This is a genomic window from Pusillibacter faecalis (assembly GCF_018408705.1).
In the GTDB taxonomy this organism is placed as follows: Bacteria; Bacillota; Clostridia; order Oscillospirales; family Oscillospiraceae; genus Oscillibacter; species Oscillibacter faecalis.
The window spans coordinates 1,956,746-1,980,829 of sequence record NZ_AP023420.1 but is presented as its reverse complement, the minus strand read 5'-3'; the positions used below and the strand labels follow the sequence as shown (position 1 = coordinate 1,980,829).

General features: G+C 53.9%; 24 protein-coding genes, 3 tRNA genes and 2 pseudogenes. 8 read left to right on the top strand and 21 right to left on the bottom strand.

Features of this window, described 5'->3' with window-relative positions; all coding sequences use genetic code 11:
* The 4 genes from KJS55_RS09855 to KJS55_RS09840 form a co-directional block, all read right to left on the bottom strand.
* A complete protein-coding gene (locus tag KJS55_RS09855) occupies positions 1 to 885 on the bottom strand; it encodes a YitT family protein (protein WP_187029360.1) in 885 nt (294 codons plus the stop codon).
* A gap of 96 nt (positions 886 to 981) precedes the next feature.
* Positions 982 to 1,278 carry a sigma-70 family RNA polymerase sigma factor gene (locus KJS55_RS09850; RefSeq protein ID WP_187029358.1) on the bottom strand — a complete coding sequence of 99 codons (297 nt, stop codon included), beginning with the start codon at positions 1,276 to 1,278 and terminating at the stop codon, positions 982 to 984.
* Positions 1,259 to 1,492 carry a hypothetical protein gene (locus tag KJS55_RS09845; protein WP_187029356.1) on the bottom strand — a complete coding sequence of 78 codons (234 nt, stop codon included), beginning with the start codon at positions 1,490 to 1,492 and terminating at the stop codon, positions 1,259 to 1,261. Before KJS55_RS09845 ends, KJS55_RS09850 begins: the two co-directional genes overlap by 20 nt.
* The gene (locus KJS55_RS09840; protein WP_187029354.1) at positions 1,489 to 1,677 is read right to left on the bottom strand and encodes a hypothetical protein; all 189 of its coding nucleotides are present in this window, start codon (positions 1,675 to 1,677) and stop codon (positions 1,489 to 1,491) included. The genes KJS55_RS09845 and KJS55_RS09840 overlap by 4 nt, the downstream gene beginning before the upstream one ends.
* A 93-nt stretch (positions 1,678 to 1,770) precedes the next feature.
* Between KJS55_RS09840 and KJS55_RS09835 the strand changes: the two genes are divergently transcribed.
* The 4 genes from KJS55_RS09835 to KJS55_RS09820 all read left to right on the top strand — a co-directional run bounded on the left by KJS55_RS09835 (position 1,771) and on the right by KJS55_RS09820 (position 4,259).
* A tRNA-Thr gene (locus KJS55_RS09835) sits at positions 1,771 to 1,846 on the top strand.
* 11 nt (positions 1,847 to 1,857) lie between these two features.
* Positions 1,858 to 1,942: transfer RNA gene (locus KJS55_RS09830), tRNA-Tyr, on the top strand.
* Between the two features lie 238 nt (positions 1,943 to 2,180).
* The gene (locus KJS55_RS09825; protein ID WP_213543256.1) at positions 2,181 to 3,299 is read left to right on the top strand and encodes an SLC13 family permease; all 1,119 of its coding nucleotides are present in this window, start codon (positions 2,181 to 2,183) and stop codon (positions 3,297 to 3,299) included.
* Between the two features lie 207 nt (positions 3,300 to 3,506).
* Positions 3,507 to 4,259, top strand: coding sequence for an XRE family transcriptional regulator (locus tag KJS55_RS09820; RefSeq protein WP_187029349.1), 753 nt, complete (start codon positions 3,507 to 3,509; stop codon positions 4,257 to 4,259).
* Between the two features lie 43 nt (positions 4,260 to 4,302).
* On the opposite strand, the gene ymfI is transcribed toward KJS55_RS09820, so the two are convergent.
* Positions 4,303 to 5,037, bottom strand: coding sequence for an elongation factor P 5-aminopentanone reductase (gene ymfI / locus KJS55_RS09815; RefSeq protein WP_213543255.1), 735 nt, complete (start codon positions 5,035 to 5,037; stop codon positions 4,303 to 4,305).
* A 113-nt stretch (positions 5,038 to 5,150) separates the two neighbouring features.
* Between ymfI and KJS55_RS09810 the strand changes: the two genes are divergently transcribed.
* A tRNA-Val gene (locus KJS55_RS09810) sits at positions 5,151 to 5,227 on the top strand.
* Between the two features lie 64 nt (positions 5,228 to 5,291).
* Here KJS55_RS09810 and KJS55_RS17715 read toward each other — a convergent pair.
* The 3 genes and pseudogenes from KJS55_RS17715 to KJS55_RS09795 all read right to left on the bottom strand — a co-directional run.
* Positions 5,292 to 5,522 (bottom strand): annotated as a pseudogene (locus KJS55_RS17715) (tyrosine-type recombinase/integrase); the annotation flags it as partial.
* Between the two features lie 350 nt (positions 5,523 to 5,872).
* Entirely contained in the window at positions 5,873 to 6,133 is a 261-nt protein-coding gene (locus KJS55_RS17710; RefSeq protein ID WP_213543254.1) for an N-terminal phage integrase SAM-like domain-containing protein, read from the bottom strand.
* 81 nt (positions 6,134 to 6,214) lie between these two features.
* Positions 6,215 to 6,370, bottom strand: coding sequence for a hypothetical protein (locus tag KJS55_RS09795; protein ID WP_228300507.1), 156 nt, complete (start codon positions 6,368 to 6,370; stop codon positions 6,215 to 6,217).
* 214 nt (positions 6,371 to 6,584) lie between these two features.
* Between KJS55_RS09795 and KJS55_RS09790 the strand changes: the two are divergent.
* Both KJS55_RS09790 and KJS55_RS09785 read left to right on the top strand, forming a co-directional pair.
* Positions 6,585 to 7,646: pseudogene (locus KJS55_RS09790) on the top strand (TRAP transporter large permease).
* A gap of 20 nt (positions 7,647 to 7,666) precedes the next feature.
* On the top strand, positions 7,667 to 8,659 hold the full coding sequence (locus tag KJS55_RS09785; RefSeq protein WP_187029341.1) for a beta/alpha barrel domain-containing protein: 993 nt from the start codon (positions 7,667 to 7,669) through the stop codon (positions 8,657 to 8,659).
* 1,089 nt (positions 8,660 to 9,748) lie between these two features.
* On the opposite strand, the gene KJS55_RS09780 is transcribed toward KJS55_RS09785, so the two are convergent.
* From KJS55_RS09780 to KJS55_RS09730, 11 genes are all read right to left on the bottom strand, one after another.
* Positions 9,749 to 10,525, bottom strand: coding sequence for an enoyl-CoA hydratase-related protein (locus tag KJS55_RS09780; protein WP_187029339.1), 777 nt, complete (start codon positions 10,523 to 10,525; stop codon positions 9,749 to 9,751).
* Between the two features lie 47 nt (positions 10,526 to 10,572).
* Positions 10,573 to 11,334 carry an HpcH/HpaI aldolase family protein gene (locus tag KJS55_RS09775; protein ID WP_228300506.1) on the bottom strand — a complete coding sequence of 254 codons (762 nt, stop codon included), beginning with the start codon at positions 11,332 to 11,334 and terminating at the stop codon, positions 10,573 to 10,575.
* Between the two features lie 38 nt (positions 11,335 to 11,372).
* Positions 11,373 to 12,554 carry a thiolase family protein gene (locus KJS55_RS09770; RefSeq protein WP_213543675.1) on the bottom strand — a complete coding sequence of 394 codons (1,182 nt, stop codon included), beginning with the start codon at positions 12,552 to 12,554 and terminating at the stop codon, positions 11,373 to 11,375.
* 41 nt (positions 12,555 to 12,595) lie between these two features.
* Positions 12,596 to 13,243: a 3-oxoacid CoA-transferase subunit B gene (locus tag KJS55_RS09765; RefSeq protein ID WP_283093714.1), complete on the bottom strand. Its 648-nt coding sequence runs from the start codon at positions 13,241 to 13,243 to the stop codon at positions 12,596 to 12,598.
* A complete protein-coding gene (locus tag KJS55_RS09760) occupies positions 13,240 to 13,917 on the bottom strand; it encodes a 3-oxoacid CoA-transferase subunit A (protein ID WP_187029335.1) in 678 nt (225 codons plus the stop codon). Before KJS55_RS09760 ends, KJS55_RS09765 begins: the two co-directional genes overlap by 4 nt.
* 119 nt (positions 13,918 to 14,036) lie before the next feature.
* Positions 14,037 to 14,438, bottom strand: coding sequence for a cupin domain-containing protein (locus tag KJS55_RS09755; protein ID WP_187029333.1), 402 nt, complete (start codon positions 14,436 to 14,438; stop codon positions 14,037 to 14,039).
* A 126-nt stretch (positions 14,439 to 14,564) separates the two neighbouring features.
* Entirely contained in the window at positions 14,565 to 15,458 is an 894-nt protein-coding gene (locus tag KJS55_RS09750) for a DUF6282 family protein (RefSeq protein ID WP_187029331.1), read from the bottom strand.
* Positions 15,459 to 15,488: 30 nt separating this feature from the next.
* Positions 15,489 to 16,769, bottom strand: coding sequence for a TRAP transporter large permease (locus tag KJS55_RS09745; protein ID WP_187029329.1), 1,281 nt, complete (start codon positions 16,767 to 16,769; stop codon positions 15,489 to 15,491).
* Positions 16,770 to 16,772: 3 nt separating this feature from the next.
* Positions 16,773 to 17,303, bottom strand: coding sequence for a TRAP transporter small permease (locus KJS55_RS09740; RefSeq protein ID WP_187029327.1), 531 nt, complete (start codon positions 17,301 to 17,303; stop codon positions 16,773 to 16,775).
* A 38-nt stretch (positions 17,304 to 17,341) separates the two neighbouring features.
* Positions 17,342 to 18,382: a TRAP transporter substrate-binding protein gene (locus tag KJS55_RS09735; protein WP_213543253.1), complete on the bottom strand. Its 1,041-nt coding sequence runs from the start codon at positions 18,380 to 18,382 to the stop codon at positions 17,342 to 17,344.
* 295 nt (positions 18,383 to 18,677) lie between these two features.
* On the bottom strand, positions 18,678 to 19,661 hold the full coding sequence (locus KJS55_RS09730) for a LacI family DNA-binding transcriptional regulator (RefSeq protein ID WP_187029321.1): 984 nt from the start codon (positions 19,659 to 19,661) through the stop codon (positions 18,678 to 18,680).
* Positions 19,662 to 20,051: 390 nt separating this feature from the next.
* Here KJS55_RS09730 and KJS55_RS09725 point away from each other — a divergent pair, with 390 nt between their 5' ends.
* Positions 20,052 to 20,399, top strand: coding sequence for a hypothetical protein (locus KJS55_RS09725; protein ID WP_213543252.1), 348 nt, complete (start codon positions 20,052 to 20,054; stop codon positions 20,397 to 20,399).
* 913 nt (positions 20,400 to 21,312) lie between these two features.
* Here the strand turns inward: KJS55_RS09725 and KJS55_RS09720 are convergent.
* Together KJS55_RS09720 and KJS55_RS09715 are read right to left on the bottom strand one after the other, a co-directional pair.
* Positions 21,313 to 22,599 (bottom strand): nickel pincer cofactor-dependent isomerase, group 22, encoded by a 1,287-nt coding sequence (locus tag KJS55_RS09720; protein WP_228300505.1) that lies wholly within the window; start codon positions 22,597 to 22,599, stop codon positions 21,313 to 21,315.
* An 11-nt stretch (positions 22,600 to 22,610) separates the two neighbouring features.
* Positions 22,611 to 24,032, bottom strand: coding sequence for an amidohydrolase (locus KJS55_RS09715; protein ID WP_187029316.1), 1,422 nt, complete (start codon positions 24,030 to 24,032; stop codon positions 22,611 to 22,613).
* Positions 24,033 to 24,084: the final 52 nt, after the last annotated feature.

The following is a 24,084-nucleotide window of genomic DNA, read 5'->3' as shown; positions in this document are numbered from 1 at the left end:
CTAGCCCACCTTTCTCTGATAGTTTCCGTAAATCCGAACCCCCTCCTGCACCGTGAAAAAGGCATGGGGATCGATGCTGTGCACCGCGTGCAGCAGCTCTTCAATCTCATATTTGGAGAGGCACACACACAGCACGTGCATGTCGTCCCCAGTATAGGCGCCGGTGCCGTGCCAATAGGTGACGCCGCGCCCCAGCTTCTCCATAATGAACCGGCCCAGGGTGCTCTCATCCTCCCGGGTGAAAATCAGCGCCTGTACATTGACATTTTGCTGGTGCATCCGGTCCAACACCATGGTTGTAAAGAAGTTATAGATGACAGAGTAGATGGCCGTCTCCGGATGGAAGAGGATCAGACAGACCGCATACAAAAAGGCGTTGAAGGTCAATGAGAAGCGTCCAACAGTAAAGGTGCTGCCCCGCTTGCTCAGGCAAAGCCCCACCACGTCCAGTCCACCGCTGCTGCACCCGCAGGTCAACACAATACCGCAGCCAAAGCCCGTCAGCAGGCCGCCCAACAGGCAGGCGGTTAGGTAATCATCCACAATGGGCTGAACGGGGATGGGGATCAGACTGTAAAAAACGGAATAGGACACCGTGCAGACGATTGTCCGCATGGCCAGTCCCCGCCCCAAAACCTTGTAGGCAAAGATCAAAATGGGGATGTTGCTGAGGAAATAGAGGATGCCGGCAATATCATAGCCCCCAAAATCCAGGTGCAGGTATGTCTGCATCAGGGTACGGATCAACTGACAGACACCCAGAGTACCGCCGGAGTACAGGCCCAGAGGCACGATAAACAAATTGATGCCAAGGGCGGCGATGAATTCGCCCGCCACGGCGGCAATCAGCCGCAGCCAGCGGTTGTGAAACGTGTTATACAGCATAGGTGACCCTCCCGTTCAGGATAAAGATGCCCTACCAGGATTAGAATGCCCCATATTTTTGATTATACGACTTTCCGGCAAAACTACAAGAGAAATTTATAGGGTGTAGCGCAGATACCGGCGCAGACGCTCCCTGGCCCGTCCCAACGTGCGGGAGACTGTAGAGGGGTGCAGTCCCAGCTCTTTTGCAATCTCGGTGACAGAGAGTCTCTGATCATAGTGGAGCTCCAGCATCTGCCGCTGGCGCGGTGTGAGCTCCTGCTCCCTGGCCCGGCGCAGATTCCTCCGCAGACGCTCCATCTGCAAGGAGTTGTCCTCCCCGGTCTCTCGGAGATATACCGTCATGTCTCCGATCCATTCGCTGCTGCGTGTATTAAAGGGTGTACTTCTCATGTTTATGATAGCTCCTGTCATAATATTTTGCCGTCAGCACCGCCAACTCCCGCGTCTCCCGCAGCAGGGGCCGCAGGCTCTCCGCCCGCTGGCGCAGCCTCCGTGCGGTCTCCGGGTCCGTCTCTGCCCGCTCCGCCGCCCGCAGCTGCGCAATCCGCCCTCGGAGCTTGTCCGCGCTCTCGGCGTAGAGGACGGACATTTCCAGCAGTGTCATAGGCCCGCCTCCCTTCCCCGAATTTCCCGGCATGAGGTCAGCTCTTGCCGGGCATACTCCGGCAGGCACTCCCAGCAGATCCGGCTGGCGTTACAGTCCCAGTACTCCTCCCCCACTGTGATTTCCCGGCCGCACAGTGTGCAGCGCACCGGAGTCTGCCGCTTTGCGCGGCGTGTGTGATGCATAAAAATGCCTCCTTCTTAAAAAAATAAAAAAGTAAAAAATCATATTGACAAATTCTGTGTCATCTGATATGATAAATCCTGCTGTTGGGACTTGCTGGTGTAGCTCAGCTGGTAGAGCAGCTGATTTGTAATCAGCAGGTCGGGGGTTCGAATCCGTCCACCAGCTCCACAACTTCATACGGGGGAATTCCAGAGCGGTCAAATGGGGCAGACTGTAAATCTGTTGTCTACGACTTCGGTGGTTCGAATCCACCTTCCCCCACCAAGTCGGAGTGGGCAGTCTGCTTACTCCGACTTTTTTTACATCCCACAGTGTTCAAACCCCACCGCGTCCTTTGAACTCATCCCGCTCATAGGTCTCTGACGCTGCTGGCCTTCCTCAGCCCATATTGTTCTTGTCGCGGCCGCCACAGCGTCCGCGATTTTTCACGTGCTTTTGTGAACCGCTCCGATCAGCGGCTGTCACCCTGTCTCTAAACTTATTTTCTGTGAGGGGTTGTCCCATGACATCTGCACACTTTCAAGCCTGTGCCCGTTTCTTTCGGGCGGAGGCCGTCCTTTGCGTCTCGGTTTTACTGGCTTTGGTCTCTACAGCCGCTGTGCCTCCCAGCAGTGTCTATCTCGCGTATATCGACTGGGACACCCTGTCGCTTCTCTTTAGTCTGATGGCGGTGATGAAGGGGTTTCAGAGGGCCGGTCTGTTTGTTTTTTTCGGCGGCTGTCTGCTTCGAAAAACCTCCACCTCCCGTCAGATGCTGATGGTGCTTGTCTTTCTCCCCTTCTTTTGCAGCATGGTGATCACAAATGACGTCTCGCTGATTACCTTCGTACCGTTTGGCTTGATTGTACTGCGCATGGCCGCCCAGGAGCGTCTGGCGGTGCCCCTCGTGATTCTGCAAACTCTGGCAGCCAACCTGGGCAGCATGCTGACGCCGATGGGTAATCCACAGAATCTCTACTTATATGGAAAATCCGGCATCAGCTTTGGCGAGCTGTGCGGCTATATGCTGCCCTATGTCCTGCTCTCCGGCGTGTTGCTTACAGCGCTGATCTTGATGCACCGTCCTGTTGCCATTCCTGAGATCTCTCTGGACGTTCCGATGAACAGTCCTCGGTTGCTGACACTGAGCACTCTGGGCTTTATCATCTGTTTGCTTGGCATCTTCAAGCTGGTCTCCCCGACGGCCATTGCAGCTGTTATCTTGATCTTTTTGCTGCTCACGGATCGGGCGCTTTTGCGAGAGATTGATTACTCCCTCCTGGGGACTTTTCTCGCTCTTTTCATCTTCATCGGAAACCTGGGGGCTGTTGCGGGCTTTCAGAATCTCCTCTCCTCTCTCCTCGATGGCCACGTGGAGCTGGTAGCTGTGCTGACCAGTCAGGTCATCAGCAACGTACCCGCCGCGCTGCTGCTCTCCGGGTTCACCACCCAGTGGAAGCCCCTTATCGTTGGCTGCAATCTGGGAGGCTTGGGTACGCTGATTGCTTCCATGGCCAGCCTGATCTCCTATAAGATGGTGGCACGGGAGTATCCGGGACAGGGCGGGCGCTATCTGCTCTGGTTCACACTTTCCAATCTGATCCTGCTGTTTATTTTGTTGGCAGTCAGCTGTTGGCTGTAAACATGTCTATTTTGAGTTTTTCGATAACCAATCAAAACAAGATACTTGTTTGATCTTAAATTATAAACAGAATTCTTGTTTGTTGTTTTGATAATAGCACATATGTTCGACTGTGTCAAGAGGAGTTAAACAAGTTTCTTGTTTAATTTTATTGACACAACCATTTCAATTTACTATGATAGAGATATCGAGAGGGGAGGAAGCACCATGAGCTTTGGAAAACGGATGCAGGCCTGCCGGGAAGAGCTGGGGATTTCCCAACTGGCCTTGGCACGTCAGATAGGGGTCTCACAATCCACCATTGGCAACTACGAGGCCGGGATCAGCTTTCCGAAGGAGGATATTCTCCTTCGGCTGTTTGACTGTCTGGGAACAGACCCCAATACCCTGTTTCAGGACAGCTTTCAAGGCGGAGGTCACGTGCTCTCCCAGAGTGAACGGCGGCTTTTCGAGCAATACCGAGGTCTCTCTCCCAAAGGCAGGGAAACCGTACGGTCTGTGGTGGACGCCCTGTGTGCCTATCGGGATGATTTGGAGGTCAGCCGCCCCCAGCAGGAGTCCCGCCTGATTCCCCTTTACCGCAGTCCAGCGGCGGCCGGTTATGCGGCTCCGGTCTTTGGCGAGGACTTTGACAGCATCCCGGTAGAGGACGATGTACCTCAAGCGGCGGAGTTTGCTGTCCGCATCCAAGGGGATTCTATGTCCCCTTATATTCCGGACGGCGCGGTGGTCTATGTGAACCGGGACCCTTTGGCTCCCGGGGATGTTGGCATTTTCTGTGTGGATGGCGAAATGTTTTGCAAGCAGTACTACAAGGACCCAGTGGGAATTGTGTACCTGTTTTCTTTAAACCGGGCCCGGTCGGACGCAGACATTCTGCTGATGCCGGATGGCGGCCGGAGCCTGATCTGTATGGGACGGGTGATGATACACACGCTTCCCCTGCCTGGGAAAGTGTAAAAAAGCGCGGACACTGTCCGCGCTTTTTCTCCTCGGAGTGACCTCAGACAATGAACCCGCCCTCGGCTCCCAGTACCTGTCCTGTGATGAAAGAGGCCCGTTTCGAAGCCAGGAATGCGACGGCGTAAGCGATATCCTCCGGCGTGCCCAGCCGTCCCAGGGGGGTCTGTTCCACCAGCATCGCCTTGACCTCGTCCCCCAGCGCCTCCAGCATATCCGTTTCGATCACCCCCGGCGCCACACAGTTCACCCGAATCTGAGAGGGCGCCAGCTCCAGCGCCAGAGAGCGGGTCAGCCCGATCAAGGCCGCCTTCGTGCAGGCATAGGCCGCCTCACAGCTGGCGCCGCGCAGTCCCCAGATGGAAGAGATATTGATGATACAGCCGCTCTTTTCTGTGAGCATGTGAGGCAGCACTGCCCGAATGGTATTCCGGGCGCCACTCAGGTTCACCGCCAGATAGCGGTTCCACTGCTCATCGGAGATATCCTGAAACTGCATCTGCCCGGCGATGCCAGCGTTGTTAACCAGCAGAGAGATTGGTGCCAGCTCCGCCGCCGCCTGGCTCACCATCTTCGCCACGGCCTCTCCGTCCGCTACATCGGCTTGCATTGCCACGGCATTCTGCCCCAGAGCTTGGATATCCCTCACAGTCGATTCCGCAGCCTCTTGATGCTGGATGTAGTTGACGCAGACATCCCAGCCCTCTCGGGCCAGCTCCAGTGCAATCCCGCGGCCAATCCCGCGGGATGCCCCAGTCACCAGTGCAACTCGTCTCATAAGCGTTGTTCCTCCCATATATTTGGGAATCAGTATAACAAAAAATTAGGAAAGGCGCAAGAAATGTGTTGACAAATGCAGCAATGTCGTGTATTCTATATTCGTTCCGCTTCGGACGATTAGCTCAGCTGGCTAGAGCACCTGCTTGACGTGCAGGGGGTCACAGGTTCGAGTCCTGTATCGTCCACCATCATTAATCCCTTGAAACTCAACGGTTTCAAGGGATTTTTGCTGTCCTGAAAGGTAAATGCGGCGGCATGGTGTCCCAAATTTTCCTGCATTGTTTTCATGTCGTCCCCGCTCTGGAGCGCCACAACTGTGTAATGGTGGCGAAGATCATGAAATCTTGAGGACGCCGTCCCTATCTTCTCCACGATTTGTTTGAAACAGTCATAGACTGTCCGATAGGACAGAACCCCTCCCAGCCCGTTAGTAAATATCAGATCATGCTCATTACTCCAGCACGAGCCGGCTAAAAGCTGCATCTTTGTCTGTTTTGCCTTCTGCTTGCGCAAGATGCCGATTACCCGTGGGAGCGATAGTAACAACTCTGGCCTTGTTGTTCTTGGGCGGCGAAATATAGTATTCGCCGCCTTTTTGCTGCTTCCGCCGGAGTTGCTGTTTAACCCGGATCGTTTCATGTTTGAAGGCAACTCAATCCCATGTCAGTCCGAGTACCTCACCTTGTCGAAGGCCCATAAACAGCGCAGTCTGATACAGATACTCGTGGAGGTGGCCTTGGATGGCTTTTAGGAACTTGGCGATCTGCGCTTCATCCAATGGGTGGATATTCTTCTTTTCTACACGGGGCAGCAGGCATCTGAAGGATTGACCCTCAAATCCCCAATTGAACTGCCTGCTGGAGTACCTTATAGAATACCCCATGGATATTCTTTATTGTTTTGGGCGGTAAAGGACGTGAGTCTTCTTTTTCAGGATGCAGAAGGTCATTATAGAACCGTTGCACAATAAGAGGCGTCAATGCTTCCAGTTTGAGTGAGCCCAAATGAGGGGCGATATATAGCTTAATATTTGTCTGGTAGAGATATACTGTAGATGCTTTGACGTTGTCAAGATACGCTCGCTGCCAGGCCATTCTTTTACGGTTCGCCGTCCCCAGCGGCGGGAGGTTCCTCCTGCGTTTTCTCCTCCGCCTCTTTTGCCGCCTCCTCTTTTTCTACCTCGGCCCGGGCTGGTCAGGCCCCTCTTGCTGGGGTGTGGAAACAGCGGCCTGTTCGGGAGCGGGAGCCTGGGGCCCGTCAGCCGTAACAGGAGCGGGAGCCTCCGGGAGCTTCTCCTCACCGGGGCCTGTGTTCAATTTTTCATCTTCCATTCACCAACCTCTTTTTCGTGAAAATTGCACAATTTTGCGGGTTAAATTTCTGCAATTATTTTTTCACCTCCTTCCGGTCTATCCACGCAAAAAAGCCGCCCGGTTTGAACGCCGGACGGCTTTTTGTGTAATATGATAGATCAAATATTATTTTTTGTGGTTCGTAGGCTCCGAAAAGCCTTGTATTTACAGCGTTCTTAATAGAAATAATCATATGGAATTAACTCCTATTATTTTGCTGGTCAGCCTCTTGGCTTTCATGCTGATCGGAGTGCCCATTGCATGGGCTCTCTCCCTCTCCTGCTTTGCGGCCCTCTCCGGCTCCGCTACGGCAACAACGGCAGCCATTGGCGGCCTCATGTATCCTGAGATGGAAAAGCGAGGCTATCCCAAGGATTTCGCCGCAGCTGTGCAAGCTATTGGCGGCACACTGGGACCAGTGATCCCGCCCAGCCTGATGATGATCTTTTATGGTGTCGCCACTGGCGAGTCCATCACCAAGCTGCTGATGTCCGGTGTGGTACCGGGAATTCTCACTTGTCTGCTTCTTTGTCTTATGGTCTACATTATTGCCAAGCGCCGGGACATGCCCACGGAAAGTGTGGCTTTCTCCTGGCGAAAGCTGTGGGACAGTGTGCGTGATTCCTTCCTGGCGCTGCTGATGCCGGTGATCATCCTAGTAACGATCTACTTTGGCATCTGAACAGCCACTGAGGCAGCGGCCATCGCCGCAGTCTACGGCATTTTCGTTGCCCTCTTTGTTTACCGCAGCATCTCCCTTCGCCAGCTCTGGGATATCTTCAAAAAAAGTGCGGTACAAACAGTCGTAATCTCCATCATGGTGACGACGGCCCAACTGTTTGGCTGGATCGTGACTTACTATAATGTGCCCACTATTCTGGCTGAGGCTATTCAGTCTGTGTCCTCTTCCTCTCTGGTATTTCTGTTCCTAACTCTGGTAATCTTGCTGATTGCCGGCATGTTCATGGAGGCGCTCTCTGTGGTGATCATTGTGGCACCGATCCTGCACCCAGTAGCTCTGTTGTATGGAATTGATCCTATTTTCTTTGGCTTTTTTGTGGTATTTGTGATGTGCATTGGAATCGCATCTCCACCCTTCGGCCCTTGTCTGTTTGTCAGTTGCAGTTTGTCCAACCGGCCTTTCGTCGGAGTGGCGAAAGAGGTATTGCCTTTTATTCTGGTTGAGATTCTAGTGGCGGTCATTGTTATTTTCTTGCCGGAAGTTGTCACATTCCTGCCCAATTTGATGGAATAACCTGCGAAGAAGAAATTTCTATGAATCTATTTGACAACACCCTCCGGGATGGCGGCAATGTTGTAGGGCACGGCTTTTCTCTGGAGCTGACCACGAGCATCATAGAAGGCCTGCTGGCTGCCGGCATCCGGGACATCGAGTTGGGCAACTGCAAAGGCCTGGGAGCATACGACCAGCTGGGGGCTGACAAGGCGCCATCCGATGAGGAGTATTTTCAGCTCCTCCAGCCCTACTTGTCCCGGGGCCGCATCGGGATGTTCCTGCTGTCTAAGTGCGCCAAGGCAGAAAAAATTCAAAAAGCCGCCGAAGCAGGGCTCAGCTTCCTGCGGGTGGGCGCCAACGCCGGAGACGGCGAGAGTTCCGTGGCCGCAGTGAAGATGGTTAAGGCCGCCGGCCTTACCTGCCGCTACTCTTTGATGAAAGCCTATGTCTCCACCCCTGCAGAGCTGGCCGATGAGGCAAAGATGCTCCAGGCCGCCGGCGTGGACAAGATTACCATCATGGACTCTGCAGGCACCATGTTCCCTGCCGAGGCCGCCGCTTACACAAAAGCCCTCAAGGTCTCCTTAAGCATCCCTGTGGGCTTCCACGGTCACAGCAACCTGGGTCTTTCTCAGGCCAATGCGCTGGCAGCGGTAGCCGCCGGAGCAGACGAGATCGACTGCGGTCTACTAGGCATGGCCCGATCCGCTGGTAACTGTGCCACAGAGCTGGCTGCCGCCACGCTGAAAAAGGAGGGGTATCTACCTGAGGTAGACCTCTACGCCTTGCTGGATTATCTGGACCGGGAGCTGATCCCCATCATGAAAGCGTACAACTACCATGTGGCGGTAAATCCCACGGACCTGATGCTGGGTCTGTCCGGCTGTCATTCCAACTTCCTGCCCATGTTCAAAAGGGTGGCCGAAGAGGAGAATGTGAGCCTGCTGAAGCTCATTGCCGAGGTCTCCACGGCAGATCGGAAAAACCCGTCGGAGTCCCTGCTCCGGGAAGTGGCTGGAAAGCTGAAGTAAGGGATCACAGGCAGTATCCGGAGTGCGGTCCTCCTCACGACTGACAGATTCTTTCACCGGATCACTCGGAACAGCTTTCCCTTTGAATGTATATACTCTCATGCAGAACGACTCCGATTTGGAGTCGTTCTGTGTTTATGGGCAGACCCCCGCAGTCGGATATCCTTCTGGATATACACAACATATTTCAAGTTGATTGTGACATGCTGTAATAAAGGAGATTGTCCTCCCCTGCGTTCAAATGAGAAGTTCTGCCCTGGCAAAACAGCCCACACCTGGGTAGGGCAAGCATCGCGGTCGGCTTGCTCCAGGCGGCAGCCAACCTCCTTTCTGGGGCAGAAAACTGCACCCACTTTTAACAGCCGGGAGTCCAGTAGCAGGAAACGGCTGCATGAAAATCAGGCAATAATAATGATACGCTAAGGCGAAGAAAAGCCAAACGCGGCCTCGAAGGAGTTGTTTCCATCCTTAAAACGCTGTGTGCCCTTTTTCTGACCAGAGAGGGAAAAGTTCCACCCAGTGCCGTCCAATTCTCCCTGTTCCAAGTCCCGCATGGGGCATGGCTTGGATCAAATTGAAAACACAAAATAAACATTCAAAAAAGTTGCAAAAAATAAAAAAATTACCAAATTGGCGCAAATTCAGAGGCAATTGACAGAGACTACCGGACCTAAGCCAGTGACCTCCTGCGTGCGAAGATCCGTAAGGACGTCAAAGACCTGCGATTGGGCACTTTCCGGTAGGTTTGGCTTCACTTTTTTCAAAACAGACAAGCGGTCATTGTCCACTGTGTCCACCCACTGATATCCGGATATTGGTCAGCGTATTGGTCAACCCCCGGCTCTGCTCATTGGGCGGAGTCGGGGATTTTTCCGCAAGGGGCTGCCTTGCTGGTGCGATTGTAACTATCGAAATCAATATCTGCTGTGTCTTCTCTATTTCTCACTAACCCTGTTAACGGACATAGATCCGCTGCCACACTCATGTGGCCATGAAATATTCGCAGTAAAAGTGCCTAAAAACAGCACCTTCTCTTTGATACAAGTAAAAACAGACGGGAACTGGTACAATTCCCGCCTGTCACCCTATTCAAAAATCCGTCAAATTGGCTGGGCGTTTTTCCAGGAAAGCAGTCATGCCCTCCTCCTTGTCGTGGGTGGAGAAGGTGAAGCCAAAGGCATCCGCCTCCATCTTCAGGGCGTTGTTCAGATCCATATCCATGCCCGCGTTGATCATACTCTTGGCAATGCTCACCGCATAGCTGCCCTTGCTGAGAATTCTGCCCGCCATCTCCTGGCAGGCCCTCATCAGCTGGTCTGCGGGAACCACCTTGTTGGCAAGGCCCATACGATAGGCCTCTTGGGCATCAATCCGGTCACAGGTAAAGATCAACTCCTTGGCCCGGCCCTTTCCGATCAGCCGCGCCAGACGCTGGGTGCCACCGAAGCCCGGAATGATCCCCAGGCCGCACTCGGGCTGGCCGAACACCGCGTTCTCTGCAACAATCCGAATGTCGCAGCTCATGGCGATTTCACAACCGCCGCCCAGGGCGTAGCCATTAACGGCCGCAATAGTCACCTGGGGCATATTCTCCAGCTTGTTGAACGCCTCCATGGCCAGCAGTGACATGGCCCGGCCCTCCGCCGGCGTGGCGTTGACCATCTCGGAGATGTCCGCGCCCGCCACGAAGGACTTGTTTCCGCCGCCTGTCAAGATCACCACCCGGACGTCCTTCTGCTTTTCCAGCTCGGAAAAGCACTCCTTGAGCTCGCTCAGAGTCTCCGTGTTCAGCGCGTTGAGTGCCTTGGGCCGGTCAATGGTTACTGTCGCGATCTGATCCGCGACCTCCAACTGTACATTCTTCATTGAAACTACCTCGCAAAAATTGGCTTGTGAGATCTGTGCACTGTTTCTCACGGACAGAGTGCGTGAACCTTGTCGATCTGCAGCTGGGACTGCTTTTTGAACATTCCCAGATCATTCATAATGGTGACAATCCGGAAGCCCTGATGAATTCGCTCCGCAGCAGCTTCAGGGGTGCCGGTTACAATGCCGGGGATTTTCCCGTTCTTCACACAGGCATTCAGGATCGTGTCAATGGCGCCGGCTACCTCGGGATTCTTGAGATCCTGGGGGTGTCCCATGTCCAGAGACAGATCACCAGTGCCGATGAAAATAGAATCCAGGCCCTCCAGTTTTGCCATCTCCTCCACGTTGCGGAGTCCCTCGCGGGTCTCGCACTGGAACATGGTAAAGAGCGCGTCGTTTGCTTCCTGGATATAGTGGTCGTAAGCACCCCAGCGAGGTCCCCGACCGGCGTTCATGCCTCTTTGGCCCAAGGGCGGAAACTTCACGGCGTCTAAAACGTACCGGGCGTCATCCATAGTATTGACCATGGGCACCAACAGTCCATGAGCACCGATGTCCAGCACACGGCGCATCAGCTTTGTCTCGATGGTGTAGACCCGGGGAATTGCCACCATACCGTAGGCCTCGGCGGCCCGGATCATGTCTACCATGGTCTCCAGCCCCAGGGGGGAGTGCTCCATGTCCAGGATCACAAAATCCAGGCCGTTCATGCCTAGAATCTCCACATTAGTTGGACTGCAGGATGCCACGAAGGCTCCCAGCACATAGGGCTTCCTGGCCAGCTTCTCCTTCAGAAAGTTTTTCATTTGCATGCTTGTCGCCTCACTTTCTTAGATGACTGTCGTCAGCACAGCTCGAACATCATAGCCATGGCCTGACCGCCGCCAATGCACAGCGACGCCACGCCGTAGCGGACGTTCCGTCGGGCCATCTCACGGATCAGCGTCATGCTGATCCGGCAGCCGGTGCAGCCCACTGCATGGCCCAGCGCAATGGCACCGCCGTTCACATTCACCAGCTCCGGGTCCAGATGTAGGTCCTGCACACAGGCCACTGCCTGAGCGGCAAAGGCTTCATTCAGTTCAAAGAGCCCCACATCCTTGCGGCTGATGCCGGTTTTTTTCTCCAGCTTTTCGATTGCACTGACTGGGGCATACCCCATAATGGCAGGGTCCAGCGCCGTAGAAACCGCCGTCACATAGCGGGCCAGAGGCTTCAAGCCAAGCTGTGCAGCCTTCTCCGGGGTAGTCATCATCACCACGGCGGAGCCGTCGTTGCAGGGAGATGCGTTGCCTGCGGTCACGGTTCCTCCGTCCGGCGTGAAGATGGGCTTCAGCTTGGCGAAATTCTCATACTGAGCATCCTTGATATACGTTTCGTCATGATCAAATACAACGTCCTGCTTTTTTTGACGCACCATGATGGGAACAATGTCCTGGTCGTACTTGCCTTCTGCCCAGGCCTTTTCCGCCCGACGATGGCTCTCCACGGCAAAGCGATCCTGCATTTCTCGGGTAATTCCGCACTTCTTGGCCACGTTTTCAGCGGTAATTCCCATGTGGTAATTTTTGAAGGGGTCTACCAGGCCGTCGTAGAGCATGCTGTCCTCCAACCGGCCGGGTCCCATGCGGTAACCCCACCGGGCCTTGGGAACGATGTAGGGAATGGCGCTCATGGTCTCACAGCCGCCGGCGATCACCAGGTCATTGTCTCCCACCTGAATGGACTGGGCAGCGCACTGCATGGCTTTCATGGCTGTAGCGCAGTTTTTGTTGGGGGTAAAGGCAGGAGTAGTATCCGGCAGCCCGGCGTAAAGGGCACACTGTCTGGCAGAATTCGCCTTGATACCTGCCTGGAAGTGAGTGCCGATAATCACCTCGTCAATTTCGTGAGGGTCAATCCCCGTGCGCTGAACCATGGCTTTCACACACTCCGCGCCGTGAACAGGAGCGGGCACATCCCGTAGGGAACCACCAAATTTTCCCGTGGCGGTACGGGCCATGCTCACTATGACAACGTCTTTCATTTCACTCATGTGATATCCTTCTTTCCGTAGTGTCCCAAAGGTCAGGGGGTCTCCAGGACTTTTAAATCTGTGGGGATGATCAGTTCCGCCTCAGTGGCGGCCTGGATCTGCTCTACGGTATAGTCCTTAAATCGTTCCGTTAAAACTAGACCGCGTTCCGTCACGCGGATAACCCCCATCTCCGTCACAATGGTATCCACCACGCTCACCGCGGTCAGCGGCAGCGTGCATTGTTTCATGATTTTATAGGCTCCCTTGTTGGTGTGAAGCATGGCGATGATTACCTTCCGGGCACCGGTTACAAGATCCATGGCACCGCCCATGCCCACCACCAGTTTGCCAGGGACAGCCCAATTAGCCAAATTTCCCTGCGCGTCCACCTGCATGGCGCCCAGCACGGTAATATCGATATGCCCTCCACGGATCAGGCCAAAGCTCTCCGCGGAATCAAAGAAACAGGCGCCGGGCTGGATAGCGGAATATTGGCCTCCAGCATCCAACAGGTCCGGATTGGGGTTAGTAATTGCACTGCCCGTAGCAATACCCAGAAAGCCGTTCTCAGATTCAAACGTCACTTCCACGTTCTCCGGAAGAAAATAGGCCACCTTGACAGGAAGCCCGATTCCCAGGTTCACCACGTCGCCGGACTTCAATTCCTTGGCAATACGGCATGCAATTCGCTCCTTCATATCCAGCACGGTTCTTCCCCCTCCACAATGGATTCCACGAGAATGCCGGGTGTCATCACGTGGTTGGGATCCAATTCTCCCACTTCGACCACCTTCTCTGCTCCCACAATCACGTGGTCCGCAGCCAAGGCCATCGCGGGGTTGAAGTTCCGGGTGGACATGTTGTAGAACACGTTGCCACTGCGGTCTACCACGCTACCCCGGATCAGGGCAAAATCTGCCCGCAGAGGACGCTCCACCAGGTAGGTTCTACCATCCAGCTCCAGCGTGGGTTTTCCTTCTTCCACAACAGTACCCAGGCCCACCGGCGTCAGGAATCCGCCCAGGCCGGTTCCTCCGGCCCGGATCCGTTCCACCAGAGTCCCTTGGGGGATCAGCTGATACTCCACATCATATACCACATCGCCGGGTTTCCGTCCGGCCACCTCTGTGTTAACACCCACGTGAGAAGCATACAGCGTCTTAACCATGCCCCGCCGCAGCAGGGCGCCTACGCCTACGCCGGCTCTTCCGGCATCACAGCTGATCACCGTCAAATTTCGGTAGCCCATCTCCGCCAAAATGGCGCACAACGCGTTAGGTGAGCCCGCACCTGCAAACCCACCCACCATAATGACCGCCCCTTCACGGAGGTTTTCTAACGCCTCTTGAGCGGTTTTCACTTTGTTGACCATGTATTTCCTCCTTCACAGCCGGCCACTTTCTGCCGGAATCATTACAGCATTTACCAGCTGGTGCTGGTAAATGCTGTAACGTTAAATGCCGGAGCCAGCTGCCTGACCGATCGCTGGGGTCAGCCCTGCTTTTCCTCCAGGCCTGCCACAAACTCATCGTAGGCATCCACGTACTCCATACGCTCAGGGAAGAACACGTCCAGGTTCATCACGGGCACATCACTGTCATAGACATGGATGTAATGCTCCACATCAGCAGGAACAAAAACCCAGGAACCTTCCTTCATGCGGTAGGGCTTGCCGTCCACATAGTAGTCGCACTGGCCCCGCAGGACGATGGCCAACTGGGCATGGGGGTGCGTGTGAGGACGCACAGCGTTGCCATTCTGACACTCTGCGAGAGCCAGGGTGCAGCCCTTGGCATGTGCGCCTGCAAACACCACCCGGCCAATGCCTTCCCGAACCGGCTGCCAGGGAGCCTCATAAAAATTCCCGTACATTGCTTCGCTTGCCTTTTCCATAATAAAATTCCTCCTCTTAGTAATAATAAACAAACGGTTTCGTACTTTAGTTTCACAAAAATCTAGAAGGGAACGTTCCCATTTTCGCGTATAGTTGCTGACTGTTCATTCCCTTGAAGATAAATCTTAGTCTAGTCCCAACAGCATGGCGGGCGTTTTCTTGCCCATCAGGTTAATCTGCTCCTCTGTGATGCCAAACTGGTCTGCCAACAGGTTAATAAACTGTAGCATACCGGTAATAGGATCTACGTTTACCTTCTGTCCGAGATCGGAGTCCAGCACGATTTTTTCGGTGGGAATTATCTCCAGTATCTTGCCGGCCATTTCATCGGAACAGGTGCCGGACTTAGCGATAGAGCTGAACACGGCGGCGTTCAGTTCAATATAGGCGCCCAGGTCGGCCCACTCCCTCATCTGCTCATAGGTAGCGTTCACCAGGAAGTGTGGATGATTCACGCAGATTTTGGGGACCCCCAGTTCCACAGCCTTACGCACCACAGCGTCTACTTCCCGCGCAGTGCCGTGGCCGGTGCATAGAACTACCTCCGGATGCTTTGTGGCAATGTAGGAAATTACATCCACAGCGCCGGGATGCAGTTGACCGTTAGCGTCCACGTACTCAATGCCATTGTCCACCACGGAGCTGTCACCGGAACCTACAAACTTGTGGCCGCCGGAGTGGCCGGCAATGTGGTTCACGCAGGAGACCGTAGGCATGTAGATAGTCCTGGCTCCCATGTTGCAGGCAGCGTCCACTGCGTAAACGTTGAAAAGCCCCACAGACCGATTCAGCGCCAGCCCACCAAAGCACTGGCATTCATTCTTCGAGCAGTGATCGGTGATCATCCGGGTACCCATCATGGTGGGGAAATAGTGGTCCTTCACCAAAAAGGCCCTGTAACCGGCCTCACCAGCTAGCTCCATCATGTCGTAAGCGTCCACCTTGCGGGCTGCTACAGAGGGACCGGCATGGACATGCATGTCCACAAAACCCTTCAGAATATCTTTGGAAAAACTCATGAGAATTCAGTCCTTTCGGAAATTGTTACATTATGCGGGGGATAACCAATTCGGGATGAACATCACAATCTGGGGGAAGAAGGTCATCAACAGGACCACCACCATTGCGGCCGCCACAAAGGGCCAGATGGACTTGCTGAGTTTGGCCAGGGGTACCTTGGAGATATTAGAAGTCACGAACAGCAACATGCCGACCGGCGGTGTGCACAGACCAATGGTGAGCATCAGGCAGAAGATAATTCCAAAGTGGATGGGATCGAGACCCACAGCCATGGCCAAGGGGTAGAAAACCGGCGTAAACACGTACATGGCGGCGAAGGCATCCATCAGACAACCAATGACAAACAGACAAGCAATAATCAGCAGCATAACCACGATCTGACTGTCAGTGATGGAAAGAATCGTCTCGGTGATCAGAGTGGGAATGTTTTCGATTGCCAGACTCCAGCCAATGATGTTGCCGAATGCCACAATCAGCATAATGGCCGCCGTGGTCATGCCGGTATTCAGCAGGACCTCAGGCAGAGACTTGATGTCAAAGGAACGATAAATGATGGCTGCCACTACAGCGGCCACCACAGCCACAGCGCCGGACTCTGTGGGGGTGAAAATGCCTCCCATAATACCGCCGATGATGACTACAGGTACCAGCAGAGCAGGAATAGCCTTTACAAAGGCAATTCCGCATGCCTTGGGATCAAAGCGAGGCTTGGATTTCTTGTAACCCCTCTTTTTAGTGTAATAGGTAATAATTAGTGCGTAGCTGATGCCCAGCATGATACCGGGGACAATGCCCGCCATGAACATTCTGGACACAGACACACCCGTCAGCACGCCATAGATGATGAAAGTGACGCTGGGGGGAATGATGGGCCCCAGCACGCTGGATGCAGCAATGATGGAGCCGGTAAAGTCTGCGTCATAGCCGTCCTTGGCCATCTCTCCGATGAGGATGGCGCAGAGGATAGCCGCCACTGCGTTGGCGGAGCCCAGGATAGCGGAGAGCACCATTGCCAGGATCACGCAGCAGTAAGCCATACCGCCGGGAATCCAGCCCACCAGCTCCCGTGCAAAGTTCAGAAGTCGCTTGGTAACGCCGCCCTTGTTCATCAGGTCTCCGGCCAGGACAAAGAAAGGAATACACATCAAGGAGAAATTATTCACGCCGGTAAACAGCCGCTGGGTAATAATGGACATGTATGCCGGTTCCCCGATTGTGAAGAGGTGTGCAATACCGGTCAATCCCAGGACGAACGCCATGGGGACGCCGCCCAGCAAGGTCAGTACAAAGATAACGGCAACAATTGCCATGGATCAGCCCTCCTTTTCTTTCAGTTCTCCGACTGACTCATCAGGCGCAAAAAACAGCGTCTGGGCCAAATGCTCGATGCCGAAGAGAATAATCAGTGTAAAGCCGATGGGAATCGTCAGATAGACATAGGTCATCTGCAGGTCCAAACCGGTACTGAGCATGTTGGCAATCTGCGGGGAGAAGGAGTAGGCGTAGCCTTGCACCGAGAGATACCCGCACACGCCGATGATCATAATCGTCACGATCATGTCGATGATCTTCTGAGTAGCGTGGTTCAGGCGGCTGGTCACAAGATCCAACAGAGCCAGAGCCTTGGCCCGATAGGCCGCGGCGCCGCCCAGAAAGGATGTAGCTACCAAGAGGAACCGGACCAATTCCTCAGACCAGATAAAGGATAGGCCGAACGCATAGCGGCGAATAACCTCCACAAAGGTAACAACAACCATAACCACCAATGCAGCGGCAATGCAGATCCGGATCACGGAGTAGATGATATCCATCAGTTTTTCGTAGGCAGAAAAGAGTGTTCTCACACAAAATCCTCCTTTGGTTTAAGAGATTCCGGGGTGGCTCACAGGCCCTCCGCCATCTCGATAAAAGCTTTGGTCAGGTCGTCCCGGTTCCGATAAGTCTCTACCACATCAGCAACCGCATCCCGGAATTCCTGTGGATTCTGTACGCTGGAGATTTCAATGCCGGCATCTTCCATTGCCTGCAAGCCGGCAGCCTCCGCCTCAGGCAGGTGCTGGTCAAAGAGGTAGTTGTAGCCGTTGGTGAAAGCACTCTGAATAGCCTCCTGCTCATCTGCCGGCAGGGAGTTAAACCAGTCAGCGTTGGCGAAAATAACAGTAGCGAAGGGATAGATACCCATGTCAGTGAAATACTTCAGCACCTCATAGTGCTTTTCGGAATAGATGGAGGTAATATTGATTTCCTCACCGTCGATGGTACCATTCTGAAGACCGGTATACAATTCGCCATAGGCCAGGGTGGAGGGATTGATTCCCATGGCGGAGAAGGAGTCTAACAGAATATCAGCAGGGGCCACACGCAGCACCAGGCCCTTTACATCATCCAGGGTTTCGATGGGGCGGATATTATTGGCGAAGTAGCGCATGCCGGAATCATAGGCCACAAAGATTTTCAGCCCCAACTCTTCTTCCACGGCATCAAAAATGGCCTGAGCCTCTTCGCTCACCATAGCCTCCCGTTCTTTTTCATAGGTATCCAGCAGGAAGGGCACTGTAAAGGCGTCCAGCAAATCCGTGTAGGTGCTCAGGGCAGATGCAGCTGTACCGCCCATCTGAATGGTACCGGCCATGACCTGCTGCACGATTTCCGCATCGTCGCCCAACTGACGGGAACCAAAATAGCTGAACTCAATGTCGGTGTTCTCCTGAATATCATCGATTACATCCAGCACTGTAGCATAACTGGGCAGGGTATCCTGTCCGCCGGTGGCCATCTGGATGGTCGTAGTGCCCCCCTCGGCAGCAGAGTCATTATCAGAGGAACTGCTGCCGCCGCAGCCAGTTGCCAGGGAACCCAGCAGTACAGTTCCCAACAGTAGCGCTGATATTCTTTTTGCGCGAATCATCCAATTTCTTTTCATAAGTCATACCTTCCTTTTATAATTTGCAAAATTATATGTTCCGAAGACACCGTCTCCGGTCATATCCAGTAAGAACGGGCACTTCGTTTCCTGGCTATAGCAGGTTGTTTCTGGGAGCGTTCCCAAAACAGTGCAAGAAAATCGCCCGCAACGGGGGATAATATTTATCGGACCTGTGCGGGCAGTTTATGCAGATCCTGCACAAACCCGAAATATGGGAGCGTTCCCATTTTATAGAAAAAGCTTCCTCGCTTTTTGGCAGGCAAAAAGCGGGGGAGGCTGATCTGATGGGAGATCATGGGTCATATATATCCAACATTGGAAACGGCTGAACTGCTGGTTTCCTACCTGGATGATTGATGCGATCCAGCAGCAGCTGTGCGGCCGCTCTCCCAATCTCCCGGAGCTTGGGGCCCGCATAAATAAACTCGCTTTTCATAAAGAAGACTGGCGGTTGTTCGCAAATGGCCATTCCATAATCCTTCCACATGACCAGGCCATGCTGCTGCGCATAATTCATAGCGCCCAAGCACATCAAAAAGTTGTTACAGCAAAGGGCTACCTGACTCTTTGCCGACTTTAGACACCGCGCTGCCAGCCGTGCTCCGCTGTCTTGGCGAAGATCACCTCGGAGCACCATGCTGCCATCAACTGAGATTCCTGCCTCTTTCATGGCCGCAAGGTAGCCTCGCTCCCTCTCCGCGCTGATAAAGGACTCTGTGGAGTTGCCGGAGAAGTGATAGATTTGACGGTATCCACGCCGGAGTAGTGCCCGAGTAGCAGCATATCCGGCGCCAAAGTCGTCGCCATAGATCCGGTCAAACGCTACATGGTCCCTATGACAGTTTAACAATATCACTGGACAATCTAAGTCCTGTAAGGTGGAAATGACCCGTTTGCTGCCAAATCCGGTCATAGGGATAATTCCAGCAAAGCGGCAGGTTTTAGCCATGTGAATAGATGTTACGATCCTCTCTGGGTCGTAACTGCTGTCAAATACCACGACCATGAACCCCTGTTCTTCCAGGGTTGTTTCGATACCTGCCAAGGCCTGGGTAAAGTAGTGGTTTTGAATATCTCCAACAATTACCAACACCATAGGAAGCATGCCGGTAATCATCCCACGAGCCAGAATATCCGGCTGGTAGCCCAACTTTTCGACAGCCTCCATCACGCGTTCCCGCGTCTCAGGCTTTACATTGGGAGAATGATTGATTACCCGAGAAACTGTGGATTTCGACAAGCCAGATGCAGCGGCTAAGTCTTTAATCGTAATCAAATTATCCTCCCTCCTTCTTTTGGGAACGTTTTCTGTAGAAGTATTCTAACTTTTTATGGGAACGTTGTCAATGTGTCAGTATTCATAAAAATCCGGCTTATATTTAGTTATTATCACTATTTTTGCAAAGAAATGCGTAGTAATATGCAATTGAAATTATTAATGGGAATGACCCATAAACCCCGCATTTTGAAAAGTTGTCCTTGTGACAAGAAGGCCAGCACCTATGCCACAAGGTCCATAAAATACACATCCATCTTGAAAGATCCCTGCCCTCAAATTCCATGCCACTTTCCTGCGTCAAATGTGAGGAAGTGATTTAACCTGGCTAACGGTAACAAATAAAAATTACTCCTGCGGCAGGAGAGGAACAAGGATATTAAGTGAAGAATGGCATTGTGTGTCGCTGACAGGAGGGGGCGCATCACGCGTGATTATATGAAAGCCCTCTGCTGCAGGTTCGAGACGACATCCCGGAGGGCGGAGTATCTGGGCAGGAAGATTGAATGGACCTACAGGCACCTCACCCGTCTGCTGAATAAGCCAGAGCAGAAGCTGCTCCTGAAGACGGCAGACCTGGAAAATGCTCTGCGGGAGGAAGCCTGTCTCAACAGCTTCATCTCTGGTTATCGTCTGGCTCAGGGCATCCAACAGGAGCTTCTGGCGGACCAGCCGCCATGCCACTTTGAGACCGAAGACAAACATCGGGCCTGTGATCTGGCGAGAAGGGAGAGATGATAGATGGGCAAAGGAACGTGCAACGGTGAGGGCTGCATCCGCAAGCGGAAGGACAGCCGGTGGAAGAGATTCTTCATGGCGTCCTATGACCTGGTAGCCGGGAAGCAGAAAGCAAAAAATTTCCGGGCAAGATCCAGGCCGGAGTCAAGGAGAAGCAGAAAAAAGCCATTGGTGTGGAACATATTTGGTTTCCCGATCTTAGGCACACCTTCGCAACCTTTTCTCTGAAAAACGGGGTGGATGCGAAGACCCCGTCCACCCCCTGGAGCATTACAGCGCAGGCTTCGCTCTCAGCACCTGCACCCTCACGCCACGCCGGGTATGATGTGCCAAGCGGTGGATACGATGTGCAACGTAATCGGGCAGGCCATATAGTGAAGATACAGATGCCATAGTGCATCTGTATCTTTTCAAAAAGCAAATCGTTATAAATATCTTTTTTTCAATATAATCAATTAATTCTTCCTTCTGAGAGAGGGAACTGCTTTTTATAGCCTGCAACAGGGTGTGATAAAAGCTCTTGGACTCTTGCCCAGAGCCTCGCTAAATAATTTCAAATTATTTCATGCAGAGTAGTATAGAGTAAATGAATTCTCTTCAATTCAAGTCCTGTATCATCTACCACGTCGGAGCAAGCTCATGTGCCCCCGCTCCGCTCCAAACCGAACCCGCTTCGATTTGGGTTTGGGTGCAAACCAGTTCGCCTGTATTTTTCTAGCAGCAAACGTCAGCCCAACACCCCGTAACTTACCGGTTACGGGGTGTTTTTTGCAGAGCGGCGGTACTTGGCGGCGATCTGCCCATCTTTTGATCAAGCTTTTTTCAAAAAGCATCTTGTCCACCGCACAGCTCAGGAACGGTAAGGTCCCTGAGCCGTGTGCATTCCTAATAAAACCGTACTCTCCCTCGATCCCTATCCAATGGAGGAGGACAGGCAACCATCTTCGCCAAAGATGAAGTTCTCCGGTTCGCCTCGGATTTCCAGCCGGGGATTTTTTTCCACCTCTGCCCGGAGATTTTCTGAAACCATGATTTTTTCCAGAGAAAGTGTATTCGGAATCCGGATCATCCGCGGCCCTTGTCTCCCAATCCCCTCGCACATGCGGACGGCCGCCTGGATGGCAAGCTTTTCCGTTTCCCATACACAGGGAATCCGGCAGGGCCCCATCTCTCCGCAGGTCAGGCCATTGATATACATAGCCCGCAGGTCCAATGTACGGTAAACCGCCTGTGTGGTGCAGTCTGCCGCTCCAATCCCGTATCCGTTGCAATGGGATTTGCCGCTCATGCGCAAGACGGCAATCCGCTGGACTCGAAGTCCACCGGAACAATAGGGCGTCACGTGCCGGCCGGTAACATTGGGGTCCATACCGGTGCCGCTGTAATTTTTCCCGATCTCATCGACAATCAGCACATCGCACTCCGGCAGCAAAATTTGCGGCATTTGGGCTTTAGCCTGTTCCAGCAGTCCCGGCTCCCGCTCCAGAATTTCCTCCGGCTCCAGCCACACCAGCTGTGCAGTTTCGTCGAATGCATTTTCCAGGATGGCGATAGCGCCCAGGATGGGCGCCTTCTGCAGGACAACCCGCCCAAAGGCCTCCAAATCTTCCGCCATATGGCCGAATCCCCGACGGTGACATGCCTCAGCGCCAGTCTGTTTGCCAAGTCCGATTACCATCATTTTCAAAATGCCGCTCTCATAACGGCCCCGAAAGCCGGTGTGAGCCTTCATTCGGTTCACAACCAAGATTCCGTCTGCCTCAGCCGCGTACCGGTCCAGGAACACTGTCTGCCCGTCTGGCGTGCTGCCGATCGGGACCGTCTCCATGGAAGAGAGGATCGGGCAGCCACAGCGCTCTTCTGTGATCTGATAGGAGGCCAGCAGCTCCCGCTGTCCCTCTGCGGTCGCCCCGCCGTGGCTTCCCATTGCAGGTACGATAAACGGCCTTGCTCCCTGTTCTTTCAAGCACTCCACTGCGGCCGCGAGAATTTCATCCATGTTGCAGATCTCCCGGCTGCCCGCTGTCAGTGCAACCCGCATTCCCGGGCAAATCCGCTTTCCAAGCTTTTCCGCTGTCAGCAGATGGGAGACGGTTCTCCTCAGTTCCTCTCTCCGGATGCAGGTATGGTCAAATATCTGCCGCACACGAAACATGCGGGGAAGCCGGACTCCTTCCAGCAGCGTTCTGATCTCGTCCACAGCAGTACTCCTCACTCCATGCGCTTGCCGAAATACCGCTCCATCACGTCCCGATTCACCCCTAGCGGCGCCTGATGGTCCTCCGGCAGCAAACACTGGTATGTCCGGCCGGCCATGCGCATTTCCCACTCCTCCCTGGCTCTTGCCACTGTCTCCGGAGAGGTGATGATCTCCGCACAGGATGAGGTCATGATCTGTGCCGCCCGGTCCATGGTCTTTTTCCCGATGCTGTTTCCGGCACAGGCTGTAACCATCCAGTTATGCCAGCCCACCCCCTGTGGCCCCATTGTGACCCAGAAGGTCACATACGGCGCATTCCAGGAAAATTCCGAGGTATCGCAGATGATGGTCTCGCTGGGACCGAAGGGCTGAATGCTCAGGTCCAGGCCCGTGGGCTCCACGCCCATGTACGCCTGCATCTCCTTGACAAACGCCTGCTCCTCTTGGGTAAAGGACGGAGCGCCGTAGTGCTCCATGTTCCTATGGACCACCTCCGCCAGCGTCTTGTTGGGGATTTTGGGATGGGTGTATGTAATCAGCTCATAATCAGTGGTGGTGCCAGTTGCCAGCGCGGCCCCCTTGGCACAGCTCTGAATCCGTTCAAAGGCGTCCTGGGAGGTCTCCAGGTCCGCAAAGCGGCCATAGAGCTGCACCGTGGTGACATCCGGCACCACATTGGCAAAGCTGGGCCCGCAGTCCTGGAAGGTATAGTTGATGGTACTGGCCGCATCCGGGCCATTGGGCTTGACATGCTCCCGCAGCATCTCCAGCGACATGCCAAAGAGCATGCCCGCATCCAGGGCGCTTCTGCCCTCCCAAGGGTAGGCTCCGTGGGCGGATTTGCCGTGAAAATGAAACTTCATGACGAAAACGGAGTTGCACCGATCATAGTCCGCTCGGTTATAGTTCCAGGGGTGCCAGTCCATAATCAGGTCCAAATCCCTGTACACTCCTTCCCGCCCAATCAGGGCCTTGCCGACGCTGGCCTCCTCATAAGGAGAGCCCAGAACCTTGATGGTACAGGGAATCCGGAAATACTCCACCGCATGACGCAGCGCCACGGCGCTGAATACCGCAGTGGTCCCCAGAAGGTTATGGCCGCAGCCCTGCCCCGGGGCTCCCTCCTGCACTGGGCAGGGATAAGCCGCGTCGCATTTCTGAGACATCCCCGGCAGGCAGTCATATTCTGCGTTGATCCCCACCACCGGATGTCCCGTGCCATACGTTGCCACAAAGGCGGTAGGCATGCCGCCCTGTCCGCTCTCCACCGCAAAGCCATATTTTTTTAAAAGGCCGGTGAGAATCCCAAAGGCCCTGGTTTCCTCCAAACCCAGCTCCGGGTACGCCCAGATCTCGTCCGCCGCCGTGTAAAACTCCTGTTTATTCTCCTCCATCCACTGGTTCATATAGGCTTTGACCGCGTTGATATCCATATTGCTACCTCTCTTTCTTAATAAAAGTGGGCCAGGAACGGCAACGCTCCTG

What these genes read in the sequence shown, in the direction of transcription:
- KJS55_RS09855 (WP_187029360.1), bottom strand. Translation starts at nt 885, where the DNA reads ATGCTGTATAACACGTTTCACAACCGCTGGCTGCGGCTGATTGCCGCC.
- KJS55_RS09850 (WP_187029358.1), bottom strand. Translation starts at nt 1,278, where the DNA reads ATGAGAAGTACACCCTTTAATACACGCAGCAGCGAATGGATCGGAGAC.
- KJS55_RS09845 (WP_187029356.1), bottom strand. Translation starts at nt 1,492, where the DNA reads ATGACACTGCTGGAAATGTCCGTCCTCTACGCCGAGAGCGCGGACAAG.
- KJS55_RS09840 (WP_187029354.1), bottom strand. Translation starts at nt 1,677, where the DNA reads ATGCATCACACACGCCGCGCAAAGCGGCAGACTCCGGTGCGCTGCACA.
- KJS55_RS09825 (WP_213543256.1), top strand. Translation starts at nt 2,181, where the DNA reads ATGACATCTGCACACTTTCAAGCCTGTGCCCGTTTCTTTCGGGCGGAG.
- KJS55_RS09820 (WP_187029349.1), top strand. Translation starts at nt 3,507, where the DNA reads ATGAGCTTTGGAAAACGGATGCAGGCCTGCCGGGAAGAGCTGGGGATT.
- ymfI (WP_213543255.1), bottom strand. Translation starts at nt 5,037, where the DNA reads ATGAGACGAGTTGCACTGGTGACTGGGGCATCCCGCGGGATTGGCCGC.
- KJS55_RS17710 (WP_213543254.1), bottom strand. Translation starts at nt 6,133, where the DNA reads ATGGCCTGGCAGCGAGCGTATCTTGACAACGTCAAAGCATCTACAGTA.
- KJS55_RS09795 (WP_228300507.1), bottom strand. Translation starts at nt 6,370, where the DNA reads ATGGAAGATGAAAAATTGAACACAGGCCCCGGTGAGGAGAAGCTCCCG.
- KJS55_RS09785 (WP_187029341.1), top strand. Translation starts at nt 7,667, where the DNA reads ATGAATCTATTTGACAACACCCTCCGGGATGGCGGCAATGTTGTAGGG.
- KJS55_RS09780 (WP_187029339.1), bottom strand. Translation starts at nt 10,525, where the DNA reads ATGAAGAATGTACAGTTGGAGGTCGCGGATCAGATCGCGACAGTAACC.
- KJS55_RS09775 (WP_228300506.1), bottom strand. Translation starts at nt 11,334, where the DNA reads ATGAAAAACTTTCTGAAGGAGAAGCTGGCCAGGAAGCCCTATGTGCTG.
- KJS55_RS09770 (WP_213543675.1), bottom strand. Translation starts at nt 12,554, where the DNA reads ATGAAAGACGTTGTCATAGTGAGCATGGCCCGTACCGCCACGGGAAAA.
- KJS55_RS09765 (WP_283093714.1), bottom strand. Translation starts at nt 13,243, where the DNA reads ATGAAGGAGCGAATTGCATGCCGTATTGCCAAGGAATTGAAGTCCGGC.
- KJS55_RS09760 (WP_187029335.1), bottom strand. Translation starts at nt 13,917, where the DNA reads ATGGTCAACAAAGTGAAAACCGCTCAAGAGGCGTTAGAAAACCTCCGT.
- KJS55_RS09755 (WP_187029333.1), bottom strand. Translation starts at nt 14,438, where the DNA reads ATGGAAAAGGCAAGCGAAGCAATGTACGGGAATTTTTATGAGGCTCCC.
- KJS55_RS09750 (WP_187029331.1), bottom strand. Translation starts at nt 15,458, where the DNA reads ATGAGTTTTTCCAAAGATATTCTGAAGGGTTTTGTGGACATGCATGTC.
- KJS55_RS09745 (WP_187029329.1), bottom strand. Translation starts at nt 16,769, where the DNA reads ATGGCAATTGTTGCCGTTATCTTTGTACTGACCTTGCTGGGCGGCGTC.
- KJS55_RS09735 (WP_213543253.1), bottom strand. Translation starts at nt 18,382, where the DNA reads ATGAAAAGAAATTGGATGATTCGCGCAAAAAGAATATCAGCGCTACTG.
- KJS55_RS09725 (WP_213543252.1), top strand. Translation starts at nt 20,052, where the DNA reads ATGGCATTGTGTGTCGCTGACAGGAGGGGGCGCATCACGCGTGATTAT.
- KJS55_RS09715 (WP_187029316.1), bottom strand. Translation starts at nt 24,032, where the DNA reads ATGGATATCAACGCGGTCAAAGCCTATATGAACCAGTGGATGGAGGAG.